The 14,573-nt window shown below is 60.8% G+C and carries 14 protein-coding genes and 1 pseudogene; 8 read left to right on the forward strand and 7 right to left on the reverse strand.

The window, feature by feature from the left end:
* Nucleotides 1-404: 404 nt before the first annotated feature.
* The 4 genes from HV782_RS23930 (at nt 405) to HV782_RS23945 (ending at nt 3,042) form a co-directional block, all read left to right on the forward strand.
* Entirely contained in the window at nt 405-1,307 is a 903-nt protein-coding gene (locus HV782_RS23930) for a chemotaxis protein CheV (protein ID WP_025109268.1), read from the forward strand.
* A gap of 27 nt (nt 1,308-1,334) precedes the next feature.
* On the forward strand, nt 1,335-1,793 hold the full coding sequence (locus HV782_RS23935; protein ID WP_128614849.1) for a GNAT family N-acetyltransferase: 459 nt from the start codon (nt 1,335-1,337) through the stop codon (nt 1,791-1,793).
* 89 nt (nt 1,794-1,882) lie between these two features.
* Nucleotides 1,883-2,209 carry a hypothetical protein gene (locus HV782_RS23940; protein ID WP_186748524.1) on the forward strand — a complete coding sequence of 109 codons (327 nt, stop codon included), beginning with the start codon at nt 1,883-1,885 and terminating at the stop codon, nt 2,207-2,209.
* Nucleotides 2,210-2,292: 83 nt separating this feature from the next.
* Nucleotides 2,293-3,042 carry a YkgJ family cysteine cluster protein gene (locus HV782_RS23945; RefSeq protein ID WP_186748523.1) on the forward strand — a complete coding sequence of 250 codons (750 nt, stop codon included), beginning with the start codon at nt 2,293-2,295 and terminating at the stop codon, nt 3,040-3,042.
* 114 nt (nt 3,043-3,156) lie between these two features.
* On the opposite strand, the gene HV782_RS23950 is transcribed toward HV782_RS23945, so the two are convergent.
* The 7 genes and pseudogenes from HV782_RS23950 to HV782_RS23975 form a co-directional block, all read right to left on the reverse strand.
* Complete coding sequence (locus HV782_RS23950) at nt 3,157-4,260, reverse strand: methyl-accepting chemotaxis protein (RefSeq protein WP_371921272.1); 1,104 nt, start codon at nt 4,258-4,260, stop codon at nt 3,157-3,159.
* Between the two features lie 204 nt (nt 4,261-4,464).
* Nucleotides 4,465-4,746 (reverse strand): annotated as a pseudogene (locus tag HV782_RS29075) (PAS domain-containing protein); the annotation flags it as partial.
* Nucleotides 4,747-4,897: 151 nt separating this feature from the next.
* Complete coding sequence (locus HV782_RS23955) at nt 4,898-5,137, reverse strand: hypothetical protein (protein WP_123463171.1); 240 nt, start codon at nt 5,135-5,137, stop codon at nt 4,898-4,900.
* A gap of 111 nt (nt 5,138-5,248) precedes the next feature.
* A complete protein-coding gene (locus HV782_RS23960) occupies nt 5,249-5,554 on the reverse strand; it encodes a type 1 fimbrial protein (RefSeq protein WP_123463169.1) in 306 nt (101 codons plus the stop codon).
* A gap of 129 nt (nt 5,555-5,683) precedes the next feature.
* Nucleotides 5,684-6,103, reverse strand: coding sequence for a hypothetical protein (locus tag HV782_RS23965; RefSeq protein ID WP_128614845.1), 420 nt, complete (start codon nt 6,101-6,103; stop codon nt 5,684-5,686).
* Entirely contained in the window at nt 6,066-6,695 is a 630-nt protein-coding gene (locus HV782_RS23970) for a nucleotidyltransferase domain-containing protein (RefSeq protein WP_128614844.1), read from the reverse strand. The genes HV782_RS23965 and HV782_RS23970 overlap by 38 nt, the downstream gene beginning before the upstream one ends.
* A gap of 192 nt (nt 6,696-6,887) precedes the next feature.
* A complete protein-coding gene (locus tag HV782_RS23975; RefSeq protein ID WP_128614843.1) occupies nt 6,888-7,250 on the reverse strand; it encodes a DUF6124 family protein in 363 nt (120 codons plus the stop codon).
* Nucleotides 7,251-8,207: 957 nt separating this feature from the next.
* Here HV782_RS23975 and HV782_RS23980 point away from each other — a divergent pair.
* Genes HV782_RS23980 through HV782_RS23995 form a run of 4 tightly spaced genes read left to right on the forward strand, consistent with a single transcriptional unit; the run spans nt 8,208 to nt 14,504 of the window.
* Nucleotides 8,208-9,365: an efflux RND transporter periplasmic adaptor subunit gene (locus tag HV782_RS23980; protein ID WP_186748521.1), complete on the forward strand. Its 1,158-nt coding sequence runs from the start codon at nt 8,208-8,210 to the stop codon at nt 9,363-9,365.
* Nucleotides 9,362-12,463, forward strand: coding sequence for a multidrug efflux RND transporter permease subunit (locus HV782_RS23985; protein ID WP_186748520.1), 3,102 nt, complete (start codon nt 9,362-9,364; stop codon nt 12,461-12,463). The genes HV782_RS23980 and HV782_RS23985 overlap by 4 nt, the downstream gene beginning before the upstream one ends.
* A gap of 9 nt (nt 12,464-12,472) precedes the next feature.
* On the forward strand, nt 12,473-13,150 hold the full coding sequence (locus HV782_RS23990) for a heavy metal response regulator transcription factor (RefSeq protein WP_025109277.1): 678 nt from the start codon (nt 12,473-12,475) through the stop codon (nt 13,148-13,150).
* Complete coding sequence (locus tag HV782_RS23995; protein WP_186748519.1) at nt 13,140-14,504, forward strand: heavy metal sensor histidine kinase; 1,365 nt, start codon at nt 13,140-13,142, stop codon at nt 14,502-14,504. Before HV782_RS23990 ends, HV782_RS23995 begins: the two co-directional genes overlap by 11 nt.
* The last annotated feature ends 69 nt before the right edge of the window (nt 14,505-14,573 follow it).

A 14,573-nucleotide genomic window follows, 5' to 3' on the forward strand; every position in this document is an offset into this window, starting at 1 on the left:
TTTTGCGCCATACGCCGACCTGAAACATCGAGTCGATTATGGATTCGGCAGAGCAGGTTCAGGTCGGTGAATTACTACAATATCCCCCAATCGGCCCCTTCTCCCGGAGGGGGAGCGGACTGATCGAGGTGTTTTGCGCCATACGCCGACCTGAGACATCGAGTCGATTATGGATTCGGCAGAGCAGGTTCAGGTCGGTGAATTACTACAATATCCCCCAATCGGCCCCCTCTCCCTCCGGGAGAGGGCTGGGGTGAGGGGCAGTGATCGAGAGAACAGCGATCAACCCAGGCCGACTACCCGACAACTAACCTAAAGCCCAACCTTTTGACGCCGATAACCCGGCATCAATAGTTTCTGGCGATTTGCCCCTCGCCCATCACCTTTTTCCACAGAAGGTTTATATGTCTTCCACCAAAGCCCGCGCAGATTCACTTTCGCTTCTGCTGTTTACCTTGCGCAGCGGCAAGCTGATGGCGATCAACCTGCTGAAAGTCAGTGAAATCATCCCCTGCCCGCCGCTGACCAAGCTGCCGGAGTCGCACCCGCACGTCAAAGGCATCGCCACCCTGCGCGGCGCGTCGCTGTCGGTGATCGACCTCAGCCGCGCGATCGGCGAGCGCCCGCTGGAAGACCCGAACGGCGGCTGCCTGATCGTCACCGATGTCAGCCGCTCCAAACAGGGCCTGCACGTGCAGGCCGTGAGCAAAATCGTCCATTGCCTGACCACCGACATCAAGCCGCCACCGTTCGGTTCCGGTGGCTCACGTGCCTACATCACCGGCGTGACCTCGGTGGACGGCACGCTGGTGCAGGTGCTGGATATCGAAAAGGTTATCCACAGCATCGCCCCGGCGCAGATCGAAATGGCCCCGACCGACCTGAGCATGGAAGACGCCGAAGTCCTCGGCAATGCGCGGATTCTGGTGGTCGATGACAGTCAGGTGGCGCTGCAGCAATCGGTGCACACCCTGCGCAACCTCGGCCTGCAGTGCCACACTGCGCGCAGCGCCAAGGAAGCCATCGACTGCCTGCTCGACCTGCAAGGCACCGCGCAGCAGATCAACCTGATCGTCTCCGACATCGAAATGTCCGAGATGGACGGCTACGCCTTCACCCGCACCCTGCGCGAAACCCCGGACTTCGCCCACCTCTACGTGCTGCTGCACACCTCGCTCGACAGCGCGATGAACAGCGAAAAGGCCCGGTTGGCCGGAGCAAATGCGGTGCTGACCAAGTTCTCCTCACCAGAGCTGACTCAACGCCTGATCGAAGCGGCCAAACACGTCGCGGCCAACGGTCACTGAGTCTTGGCTCAGACGTATTGTTTTTTGATGCGGCGCGATCTTGCCAAGGACGCGCCGGATGCGCTTTGGCCTCAAGGCATTGAACTGTGTACGTACTCCGTCGAACTCGCGCCGGACGTGCACGCCCTAATGCAACTCGGCTACCGCGAAGGCGGCGGCCGGGTGCCGGCGCTGGACACTTGGCAGCAGCAATTCGAGACCGATCCCGAATACGATCCGTCGCTGTGCTTGATTGCCCGTGACGGCGAAGGTGTGGTCGGCGTGGCGCAATGCTGGACCAGCTCATATATCAAGAATCTGGTGGTGCATCCGCGCATGCAAGGGCGTGGATTGGGCCGGGCGTTGTTGCTCAATGCATTCAAGGTATTTCAGCAACGGCGCGAGGGGTTTGTTGATCTGAAGGTGCTGGAAGACAACCGGCGCGCGCAGCGCTTGTATGAAAGTGCCGGGATGTATGTGGTCCGCCGGGAACTGGTGCCGGACTGATCGACCGCTTTCGCGAGCAGGCCAGCACAGGCAACTTCCTTTCTCAGGCAGACTCCAACCTTGGCCACTCACGACCAAGGACGCCCACCATGAAAGTGCTCACCCTCAGCCTGCTCTGCCTCACCGCCCTCACCTCCCAGGCCAACGCCTCCAGCCCCGACGCCTGGGCCGCCTACGACAAAACCGTGCTCGCCAGTTGTACCAAGGCCAGTGGCCTGAAAAACGCCAAACCGGTCGGCACACCCGCGCAATTCGACGACCGCGTCGGCTACACCGCCGTGTTGCTACAAGGTCAATACCCGCAAAAACACATGAAAGGCCAGCAGGGCACCGAGCTGTGCCTGTACAACAAAAAGGCAAAAACCGCCTTCGTCACCGAGTGGGACTCGATTCGTCCGACCGGCAAAGCGCAGTGAGTGGCGCATAACTTGCTTCGATCCGCGCCTGTGCGGTGGTTTTCCGCCACCGTTTCACGCCCTGATTGAAGACAGATCGCTCAATGAATACGACGTTTTCCTGCGTAGGCTGCGGCAAATGCTGCACCGACCACCATGTCCCGCTGACCCTGGCCGAGGCCCGCATGTGGGCGGCGGATGGCGGTCAGGTGATCGTGCTGGTGGAGGCTTTTCTCGGTAATGGCCTGGGTTTGCCGGCGCAGCAGCGAGAACATGCCGAACGGCGTTCAGCGCTCGTTCGCAGCGGCACGACAGACGCCCATGTGGCAATCACCTTCGCCGCATACAACGTCGGTCCCTGCCGGAATCTTGACGAAGACAACCTGTGCCGCATCTACGAGCGCCGGCCGCTGGTGTGTCGTATTTACCCGGCGGAAATCAATCCGCATATCCCGCTCACCCCTGCTGCCAAGGATTGCCCGCCGGAGTCCTGGCAACAGGGGCCCGTGCTGATTGCCGGGGGCGAGTTGGTCGATCAGGCGCTGGTTGAATTGATTCAACGCTCGCGCCAGGCCGATCGCGATGACATCGGCATCAAGGACGCGATCTGCGCGATGCTGGGGATTCGTACCACGGCGCTGAAGGGGGACGGGTTTACTGCCTACTTGCCGAATATGGAGGCGTTTGCGGCAGTGATTGATCAGGTGACTGCCCAGCCGTTGACGATGGCGCCGAGTGAGTGGGTGTTTCATCTGTCGGGCGATGATGTGGCCGGGCAAGTGTTGGCGGCCGGGGCACAGGTGGTGACGGAGCCGGCGCAGACGTATGCGTTTATTTCGTTGCGGGCGGCCTGATCCAGATTCTATAGCGCCCGCCCGGACCTCATCGCGAGCAGGCTCACCCCTACATTTGAAATGCATTCCCTTGCAGGAGTGAGCCTGCTCGCGATAGCGCAAGTGAGCACACCCTCAATCGCGAACCTGCCGCCGCCCCCAGAACTCCCGCGCCAGCAACCTCAAATCCCCCGCCAGCCCCGCCACATCTTCGGAATTGCGCTGACTCTCGCGCCCCTCATCCACCGTCACCTCGCACGCCGTACGAATGCTGACGATGTTGCGGTTGATGTCCTCGCTCACCGCGCTCTGCTGCTCCACCGCTGCCGCAATCTGCAGGCTCATCTCGGTGATCTGCTCGACCCGCTCGCTGATCCCGTCCAGCGCCCGCGCCGCCCGCTGCGCCTGTTCGACGCTGTTATCCACATGCTCACTGCTTTGCTGCATCACCAGCACCGCATCGCGCGCGCCGTTCTGCAGGGTGCTGATCATTCGTTGAATCTCGTTGGTCGATTGCTGCGTGCGTTGCGCCAGCCCGCGAACCTCATCCGCCACCACGGCAAACCCGCGCCCGGCATCGCCGGCGCGTGCGGCTTCGATCGCCGCGTTGAGGGCCAACAGATTGGTTTGCTCGGCGATGCTGCGGATCACCTCCAGCACACCGGAAATTTCACTGCTGTGGCCTTCGAGCTGATGAATCACCTCGGTCGCCCGGCCAAGTTCTTCAGCCAGGCGCAACACGGCGCTGCGACTTTCACCGACCAGCCAATGCCCTTCACGGGTTTCCGTTCCGGCCATATCCGCCGCTACAGACGCCTGCTGCGCATGACTGGCAACCTGCGCGACACTCGCGGCCATCTGGTGAATGGCCGCCGCCACCTGGTCGGTTTCCGCCTGCTGCTGCAGTGAACTGTTATGGCTGCTTTGCAGGTGATCGACCAGTTGCGCAGCGTGTCCGGCCAACTGTTGCGACGCATCGCCGATACGCCCGAGCACCGCGCCGACCTGCGCTTCGAGCATCTGCAAGGCGAACTCGATCTGGCCGATTTCATCGCGACGTCCGGTATACACAGACTGACTCAACGGATTGTCCGCAACGCTCCGCGCACGCTCGGCCAGTTGCTCCAGCGGGCACAAAATCCAGCGCAGCGCCAACGCACAAGCGCCGCTGCCCAACACAAATGCTGCCAGGTTCAACCAGGCAGAATCCGGCTGCAACCAGGTCTCGGCACCCAGCACAACGCCGAGCAGCGCACTGGCCAGCGCCGTGACCTTGGTCCGCACCCCCAAGGCTTGCGGTTGCCAGCGCGTCACACGCTCGCCGCGCAACTGCGCGTACGCCAGCTCCGCCGCCGCCACTTGCCGCGCATCCGCCCGCGTGCGCACCGACTGATACTCCACCGCCTTACCGTTCTGCGTCACCGGCGTGACATAGGCACTGACCCAGTAATGATCACCGTTCTTGCAGCGATTTTTCACCAGCCCCATCCACGACCGCCCGCCCTTGAGCGTCTGCCACATATGCGCAAACGCCTGCGCCGGCATGTCCGGATGACGCAACAGATGGTGCGGCGCACCCAGCAACTCATCGCGGCTGTAACCGCTGATCTTGATGAAGTCGTCGTTGGCGTAAGTGATCGCGCTGGTCAGATCGGTGGTCGAGAGAATGTTCGCATCCAGCGCCACATCGACATTGCGACCGGTCACCGGGAGATTGATCTTCATGAATAGCGCGCTCGTTTTATTGGAAAGAGTCGGCAGGGCTGCTGACTCTAAGCGCACCAATTGGTCAAATATTGATCTGGCTCAGGATCTGAGCACTTAGCCATCACTGCGACCGAAAATCGCAGTCGATGGCGCAGGGCGGGAATAAAACTCAGCGCTTGCCCATCGAACGACGGGTACCCGGCGGCGCCATGCCCGGGGTCTTGGTGTGGCCGTTCTTGGCGCCGTTTTTGTACCACGGCTGGTTCGAGCCTTTGGCTGCGGCCAGTTCGCCCGGTTTGAAGGGGAACTTAAAGGCCGGGATTTCGGCTTTGGTGTCGCTGGTATCGGCCAGTTCAGCCGAGACATCGCTCACAGCGTCGTCAACCGGCGGCAGGGTCGGGGAAGTCATAAAAGCTCCGGAAAGCAAAAAGTCGGGCCCGATCAGTGAGCCGCGAAGGCGCGCAGTATACCTGTGCGCCATGGCTCGGCACCTGAAGATTTGCAGCGCACGCCGAACGGTTTACAGGTAGGTGATGATCACGATGCCTTTGTCAGTCGATGTCTTCAGCGCTTCGTAACGCATGGAAATCGGCAGCGCCTGATGACTGCAAGCGTTGCGCTCAGTGTCGACATCGACTTTCACGCCGGGCTTGATTTCGATCTGGCGAGACTCACGAGCAGCAAACGCCCCGACCGGTCCGACCTGACAGCCCGAGTCAACGATTTGCCCGGTGAAGCGGATCTCGCCGGATTGACTGGCCGGCGCGGCGAAGGCTGTGAGTGGAACCAACAGAAGCACATACGGCAGAGCGGTTTTCAGCTTCATTTCAAGACACTCCCGAAGTGGACGGCCCAGAGAGATTTGGACCGTGCGCGGCCTGAGCCATACAAGCTGTATCCGCTCATAGAGGCGGATCTTTAAGAGATTAGTCAGGATCGCAAGCCGTGCCGGATGTCAGTTCATTCGTTGCTGGACGTTGCTCAACAATTGCGAGGCGCTTTCCAACAACTGCGCCAGAAGCGCGTCATCCTCATCCATATACCCTTCGTATTCCGCGAGATTGCGCCGCTCATGACACAACGCGAACAATCGCACCTGAACCTTGCTGATATGCGCCGTATGCACCAGACACTGAAAGACCAGGTAGCGTTTATCTGATCGATAGCCACTCAATCGGAGCGCCGTCAGCGCCAACGCGTGCGCTGCGTTATAAGCCAAGTCGAAACGGCTGGAAAAAGACAACGTAGAAGTTTGCGCATCCTTGAGCCGATCCATGGCCGAGCGCATCAAGCCCTCACACTCCTTGCGATCCGGCGGCTCCGCTTTCAGCCCACCGCTACGTAGAAGATTCTCCAGACTCTCGTTGCTGCCCATCCTTGGACTCCAAAGGGTTTGCCCCTAACAGAACGATTTTTTCCTGCTGCACCACCCGCAAGACAAAGCTGTTTTGCGCAGCCAGTTTTGCCGCCCAGTCTTGCGGGGTGTAAAGCGTCGGGTTGATGGGACGACCCAATTGTTCCTCCATGGGCATGAGCCGTTCCATGACGTCACTGTAGTGCAGGCCTTCGCCGATCAGCATGAGATCAATGTCACTGAGTGTGTTTGCTGTGTCTTTGGCGATGGAGCCATAGACAAACGCCCAGGTGATCTGCTCGGTAAACGGCTGCAATGCCTGACGCAGAGGCTCAGCGATGCCAAACGTCTTGCGAGCGATGCCCAGTAGTTCGGCATAGATGGGACATGTGGGATTGGCCTGGTAATGGTTCTGATTGCCCACCTTTGTCATGCGCAACACACCGGCTCGCTGCAGACGGTCGAGTTCACGCATGAGACTGCCTTTGCCAACCCGCGCCCAGCGCACGATCTCGTTGGCATAGAAAGTCTGGTCAGGCTTACCAAACAGCAGACCCAATACCTTTTGTTGAGTGGTGGTAAATAGCGCTTCGCTTAGAGAGAGAGTTTCCACTGTGAAGGCCAAGAGTCCCAAAAAGGGAACGATAGGTCCCTTTTTGGGACTTATCAACCGTTCGAATATTTCCAGAGGCAGCGGTCACCGAACAATCGCCATCGCGAACAGGCTCACACCTACAGTTGGAATGCGATCCCCTTGTAGGAGCGAGCCTATTCGTGCAGCACGGTGACATGCTGTTCAGACGGACTACGTCTGCGGATCAACCCTATCCAGCGCCCGGTTCACCGCCAGCTCGGCGAGCATGACGATCTGCTGGATCGCCAGCGCCGTACTGCGCTGCGGGCGACTGAGCTGATCGGCCAGATCACCGGCCATGACATTGGCTGAAGCCAGCGATTCGCAGGCGTGGGCAAGCAGGCTTTCGGTGTCGATGTTCGGCTGGATGAGGAACATCGTACTGGGCTGACGCGGTTTGACCGGTTCGGGGCAGAGGTAGAAATCGAGAGCGCGCTTGATGGCTTCGCGGGTTTTGAGCTGGTCGTCGGCGCGGAGGGCGTCTTCGAGTGGGGTGGTGGTTTGGATGGGGGGATCGGGTACGGGCTTAGTCATGGAAATGTTCCTAATCAAAAGCCAACACATGCCGTTTCTCACGCGGCGGAGTGGTGGCAGCTATGTGCGGAGTGAGAAACCGGTAGGAACAAGCCCGGCCGAACCGAAGTTCGCCCGCACACAGCCGCCATAAAAATTGCAGGGCAGCAAATAGCCGGCGGCAATTATGGTGGTACTGGTGTTGGATTAACAGTTCCTACGGGTTCTCACACCCGATCACCGAGTTGTCGGCGACAACCAAAGACTAGAGAGCGCACGTCCGACGGACAACCTGAAAATCTTGTGGGAAGGTTCTGATTATTCGACACAAATTTAAACAACCAAAAGCCAACCCTCACCCTAGCCCTCTCCCGGAGGGAGAGGGGACTGACCGTGGTGTTTGCGGGAGGTACGCCGACGTGCAATACCTCGTTGAATTTGGATCTTGAAAAGCACACAAATCGGCTCCCTCTCCCTCGGGAGAGGGCTGGGCGGGCGGCGTTCCGATGAGGGGCGAATCCACCACAAATCCAAAGCCAAACACCCGCTCTTCACCACTCAACAGGATGAGCGTTAGCTCGGCTGCGGCTTTTGATCTGTAAGGCGACATCGGAAGGCTGAGTGGAGGGATTGATCAGGGCGTGGGAGCGCAGCGACCGTTTGGCGCAGCCAAACACAGCGAGAGGAGGTGCAGCGAAGCAAACCGGAGGCGCTGCGCCCGGATCGGTCCCGGAGCGAAGGAACCCCGAGCCCCAGCGAGCGGGCCGCACGTAGGAGCAAGCCTTTTTGGTTACTTTTTCGGCGTCTGGAAAAAGTGACCCGCCGTAAGGGCGGAACCGTAATCAGCCACACCCGCAGCAACGGATATACACACAGAGAAAACTGACAGCGCCGACAGCTAGCCGTCACCCTCCTGACCCCAAAACAAGTTTATAAAGACCCTAACCCTGCCCAAACTCCGTCCGGCGCCCACCCCGCATGCGAATCCAAAAGAACAAAGCCCTGCTAGCCCTAGTGATCGTCCTGGCCGCCGCAGGCACATGGTGGGCAATCAAACCCGCCCCGGCCAAACTCGCCACCCCCACCGCCATCCCCGTGCGAGTGATCGCGGTCAGCGAAAAAGACGTCCCCCGCTACACCAGCGGCATCGGCTCGGTACTCTCGCTCCACAGCGTGGTCGTTCGCCCGCAAGTCGACGGCATCCTCACCAAAATCCTCGTCAAAGAAGGCCAACTCGTCAAAGCAGGGGACCTGCTGGCCACCATCGACGACCGCTCCATCCGCGCCAGCCTCGACCAGGCCCGCGCGCAACTGGGCGAAAGCCAGGCGCAACTGCAAGTCGCCCTGGTCAACCTCAAACGCTACAAACTGCTCAGCGTCGACGACGGCGTCTCCAAGCAGACCTACGATCAGCAACAAGCCCTGGTCAACCAACTGAAAGCCACCGCCCAAGGCAATCAGGCTTCGATCGACGCGGCGCAGGTACAACTGTCCTACACGCAGATTCGCTCCCCGGTCACCGGTCGCGTCGGTATTCGTACCGTCGACGAAGGCAACTTCCTGCGCATGACCGATGCCCAGGGCCTGTTCACCGTGACCCAGATCGACCCGATCGCCGTGGAGTTCTCCCTGCCCCAGCAAATGCTGCCGACCCTGCAAGGCCTGATCAACGACCAGCAACACGCCCCGGTCAAGGCCTACATCGGCGCCGACACCGACGGCGAAACCGGCAACCTGCTCGGCGAAGGCCACCTGACCCTGATCGACAACCAGATCAACGCCAACACCGGCACCATCCGCGCCAAGGCCGAGTTCGACAACGCCAGCCAGAAGCTCTGGCCCGGCCTGCTGGTGACGGTAAAAATTCAGACAGCCCTCGACAAAGATGCGCTGGTGGTCCCGCCCACCGTCGTACAACGTGGGCTCGATCAACACTTCGTCTACCGGGTGAACGGCGACAAGGTCGAAGTCGTACAAGTGCAGATGGTTTATCAGGGCAGCGGCCAGGACATCATCAAAGGCGTGAAGGCCGGTGACGTGCTGGTGACCGACGGCCAGTCGCGGCTCAAACCTGGTTCCACGGTGCAGGTCATGAGCGAGCCACCACAGGTGGTGCAAGCGGAGCCGAAACCATGAAGGAGCACAAAGGCATCTCCACGTGGTGCATCGACCACCCGGTCGCGACGATTCTGCTGACGATTGCCTTGGTGTTGGTCGGCGCGATTGCCTTCCCGCGCTTGCCGATTGCCCCACTGCCGGAAGCGGAATTTCCGACGATTCAAGTTTCGGCGAAGTTACCCGGCGCCAGCCCCGACACCATGGCCTCGTCCGTGGCTACGCCGCTGGAGGTGCAATTCAGCGCCATTCCCGGCATGACCCAGATGACCTCCAGCAGTGCCCTCGGCTCCAGCTTGCTGACCCTGCAATTCACCCTCGACAAGAGCATCGACACCGCCGCACAAGAAGTCCAGGCGGCGATCAACACCGCCGCCGGCAAACTGCCCAAGGACATGCCGACGCTGCCGACATGGAAGAAGGTCAACCCCGCCGACAGCCCGGTGCTGATCCTCAGCGTCAGCTCGACGCAGATGCCCGGCACCGAACTCAGCGACCTGGTGGAAACCCTGCTCTCGCGTCAGATCAGTCAGATCGACGGTGTAGGCCAAATCAACATCACCGGTCAGCAACGTCCGGCAATCCGCGTCCAAGCCTCAGCCGACAAACTGGCGGCGATCGGCCTGACCCTCGCCGACATTCGTCTGGCGATACAGCAGACCAGCCTCAACCTGGCCAAAGGTGCGCTGTATGGCGAGTCGAGTATTTCCACGCTGTCGACCAACGACCAGTTGTTCCAGCCCGAGGAATACCGCCAGCTCATCGTTTCCTACAAGGACGGCGCCCCGGTTCACCTAAGAGATGTCGCTAACGTTATCAACGGTTCGGAAGATGACTATGTGCAAGCGTGGGCCGGCGATCAACCGGGGGTAAACCTGGTGATCTCGCGCCAGCCCGGCGCCAACATTGTGGAAACCGTTGACCGCATTCAAGCCGCCCTGCCCGGCCTCGAAGCCATGTTGCCGGCCTCGGTGCAGGTGAAAACCCTGATCGACCGCACCCAGACCATTCGTGCCTCGCTGCATGAAGTCGAGATCACCCTGTTGATCGCGATCCTGCTGGTGGTGGCGGTGATGGCGCTGTTCCTGCGCCAGCTGTCGGCGACGATGATTGTGTCGGCGGTACTCGGCGTGTCGCTGACCGCCAGTTTCGCCCTCATGTACCTGTTGGGCTTCAGCCTGAACAACCTGACGCTGGTGGCGATCGTCGTCGCGGTCGGCTTCGTGGTCGACGATGCGATTGTGGTGGTGGAAAACATCCACCGACATCTGGAGGCCGGCGACGATATGCGCGAAGCGGCGATCAAGGGCGCCGGCGAGATCGGATTCACCGTGGTGTCGATCAGCTTTTCGCTGGTGGCGGCGTTCATTCCGCTGCTGTTCATGGGCGGCGTGGTCGGACGGCTGTTCAAGGAATTCGCCCTGACGGCGACCTCGACCATCATGATTTCCGTGGTGGTGTCGCTGACCCTGGCGCCAACGCTGGCGGCGCTGTTCATGCGTAAACCGGCGCATCACGCCAGCGATAAACCGGGCTTCAGCGAACGCCTGCTCGGCTGGTATGAGAAAGGCCTGCGCCGCGCCCTCGCCCATCAGAAACTGATGATTGGTGTGTTTGGCCTGTCGCTGGCGATGGCGATTGGCGGTTACATCTTTATCCCCAAGGGTTTCTTCCCGGTGCAGGACACCGGTTTCGTCCTCGGCACCACCGAAGCCGCGGCGGATATCTCCTACGGCGACATGGTGAAAAAACACCTGGCGATGGCCGAAATCGTCGCCGCCGACCCGGCCGTGCAAGCGTTTTCCCACTCGGTGGGTGTGTCCGGCAGCAACCAGACCATCGCCAACGGGCGCTTCTGGATTGCTTTGAAAAAACGCGGCGACCGTGATGTCTCGGCCAGTCAGTTCATCGACCGGATTCGTCCGCAACTGATGAAAGTCCCCGGCATCGTCCTCTATCTGCGCGCCGGCCAGGACATCAACCTCAGCTCCGGCCCGAGCCGCGCACAGTATCAATACGTGCTCAAGAGCAACGACGGCGCAACCCTCGCGACATGGACCCAACGCCTGACCGAAAAACTGCGCAGCAACCCGGCGTTCCGCGACATCTCCAACGACTTGCAACTGGGCGGCAGCATCACCCACATCAGCATCGACCGCAGCGCCGCCGCACGTTTCGGCCTGACCGCGAGCGATGTCGACGAGGCGCTGTACGACGCCTTCGGCCAACGGCAGATCAATGAGTTCCAGACCCAGGTCAACCAGTACAACGTGATTCTGGAGCTGGACACCAAACAACGTGGCAAGGCCGAAAGCCTCAATTACTTTTACCTGCGCTCGCCGTTGAGTGGCGAGATGGTGCCGCTATCGGCGCTGGCCAAATTCGACGCGCCGACCATCGGTCCGCTGTCGATTGCCCACGACGGCATGTTCCCCGCCGCCAACCTGTCGTTCAACCTCGCGCCCGGCGTGGCACTGGGTGATGCGGTGATCCTGCTCGATCAGGCCAAGGCCGAGATCGGCATGCCGACGGCGATCAGCGGCAATTTCCAGGGCGCGGCGCAGGCGTTCCAGAGTTCGCTGGCCAGTCAGCCGTGGCTGATTCTTGCGGCGCTGGTGGCGGTGTACATCATTCTCGGCGTGCTTTATGAGAGCTTCGTGCATCCACTGACGATCATCTCGACGCTGCCGGCGGCAGGTTTGGGTGCGGTGATCATGCTGTGGATCTGCGGCCAGGACTTTTCGATCATGGCGTTGATCGGGCTGGTGTTGCTGATCGGTATCGTCAAGAAGAACGGCATCCTGATGATCGACTTCGCCCTTGAAGCGCAGCGTAATCGAGGGCTGTCGCCGCAGGAGGCGATTTTCGAGGCGTGCATCACGCGGTTCCGGCCGATCATCATGACCACCCTCGCCGCCCTGCTCGGCGCCCTGCCGCTGATGCTCGGCTATGGCACCGGCGCCGAACTGCGCCAGCCGCTGGGGATCGCCGTGGTCGGCGGGTTGCTGGTCAGCCAGATGCTGACGCTGTTCACCACGCCGGTCATATACTTGTGGCTTGAGCGGCTGTTTCACCGCCCCAAACCAGTACCCACGGCGGCACTGGCGACCACAGACTGAGGCAGGGTCATGCGCGTTCTGATTATCGAAGACGAGGAAAAAACCGCGGATTATCTGCACCGCGGTCTGACGGAACAGGGTTACACCGTGGATCTGGCCCGCGACGGCGTCGAAGGCCTGCACCTGGCGCTGGAAGGCGACTACGCGGTGATTGTCCTCGACGTGATGTTGCCGGGCCTGGATGGCTTCGGTGTGCTGCGCGCGTTGCGGGCGCGCAAGCAGACGCCAGTGATCATGCTCACCGCCCGCGAACGGGTCGAAGACCGGATCAAAGGCCTGCGCGACGGCGCCGACGATTACCTCGGCAAGCCGTTTTCCTTCCTCGAACTGGTGGCGCGCCTGCAAGCGCTGACCCGGCGCAGCGGCGGCCATGAACCGGTGCAGGTGAGCATCGCCGACCTGTGGATAGATTTGATCAGCCGCAAGGCCACTCGGGCCGGTACCCGACTGGATCTGACCGCCAAAGAGTTCTCGCTGTTGAGCGTCCTCGCCCGCCGCCAGGGTGAAATCCTCTCGAAAACCGCGATTGCCGAGATGGTCTGGGATATCAATTTCGACAGCGATGCCAACGTCGTCGAAGTCGCGATCAAACGCCTGCGCGCCAAGCTCGACGGGCCGTTCGACGAGAAACTGCTGCACACCATTCGCGGCATGGGTTATGTGCTGGAGAGCCGCGGTGTCCAGTAACTCGATTGCCCTGCGTTTAAGCGGCATGTTTACGCTGGTGGCGCTGCTGGTGTTTCTGTTGATCGGCGGCGCGTTGTATCAGCAGGTCGACAAGGGCCTCGGCCTGCTGCCGGAAGCCGAACTGGACGCACGTTACAGCGTGCTCGAGTCGGCGCTCAATCGCTACGGCACGCCGGAACACTGGGTGAAGATCAACGCCAAGCTGAAGCTGCTGGGCGAAGAGGACAAACGCATTCGGTTCTGGGTGGTGAGTGGTGATCCGGGCTACGAATATGGTCAGCCGGATGCGCTGATCCGCGCCTTCGCCAAAGGCCCGACGGGCATGCATGACCTGCAGTTGCCCGATCATCCCTATCCGCTGAAAGTGCTGCTCACCGAACTGCCGGCCAAGGATCAGCGTCCGCCGCTGCGCTTCATGATCGGCATCGACACCGAGACCTTCCACGAGACCCAGCACAACCTGCTGATCGCCCTGATCGGCCTGGCGATTGCCGGGGTGTTGATGGCTTCCGCGCTGGGTTACTGGGTGGCGCACATCGGCCTCAAACCGCTGATCAAACTGTCTCAGGAGGCGCAACGACTGGCGCCGCCACTGCGGGCCGGGCGCTTGCGGATGTCGCCGTTGCCGCCGGAGCTTGAGCAGTTTGTCGACTCGTTCAACTCGACGCTGGAACGGGTCGAACAAGCCTATTCGCGGCTGGAATCGTTCAACGCCGACGTGGCCCATGAACTGCGCTCACCGCTGACCAACCTGATCGGCCAGACCCAGGTCGCACTGACCCGCGGGCGCTCTGCCGAGCATTATTTCGAGGTGCTGCAATCCAATCTTGAAGAGCTGGAACGGCTGCGCTCGATCATCAACGACATGCTGTTTCTGGCCAGCGCCGACCAGGGCAGCAAGGCGACCAGGCTCACCGAAGCTTCGCTGGCCGATGAAGTGGCGACCACGCTGGAGTACCTGGATTTCATCCTCGAAGACGCGCAAGTACAGGTACACGTGAGTGGCGATGCGCAGGTGCGGATCGAGATCGCGCATTTGCGTCGGGCGTTGATCAATCTGTTGAGCAACGCGGTGCAGCACACCGGGCCGGGCCAGGTGATCGAAGTGCACATCGAGGTGGAAGAGCACCAGGTGAGCATCGGCGTGGCCAACCCCGGATCGCCGATTGCCAGCGAGCATTTGCCGCGCCTGTTCGAGCGCTTCTATCGAGTGGATGCGTCGCGCAGCAACAGCGGCAACAACCATGGTTTGGGGCTGGCGATCGTCAAGGCGATTGCGCTGATGCATGGCGGGGATGTGTTTGTGCGCAGCGATCGAGGGATGAATACCTTCGGGATTTATCTGCCGGTCTGAAAAGCCCCTCACCCTAACCCTCTCCCAGAGGGAGAGGGGACTGACCGCGCTGTTGTTCCGAAATACACC

The organism is Pseudomonas monsensis, from assembly GCF_014268495.2.
GTDB classification, from domain to species: domain Bacteria; phylum Pseudomonadota; class Gammaproteobacteria; order Pseudomonadales; family Pseudomonadaceae; genus Aquipseudomonas; species Aquipseudomonas monsensis.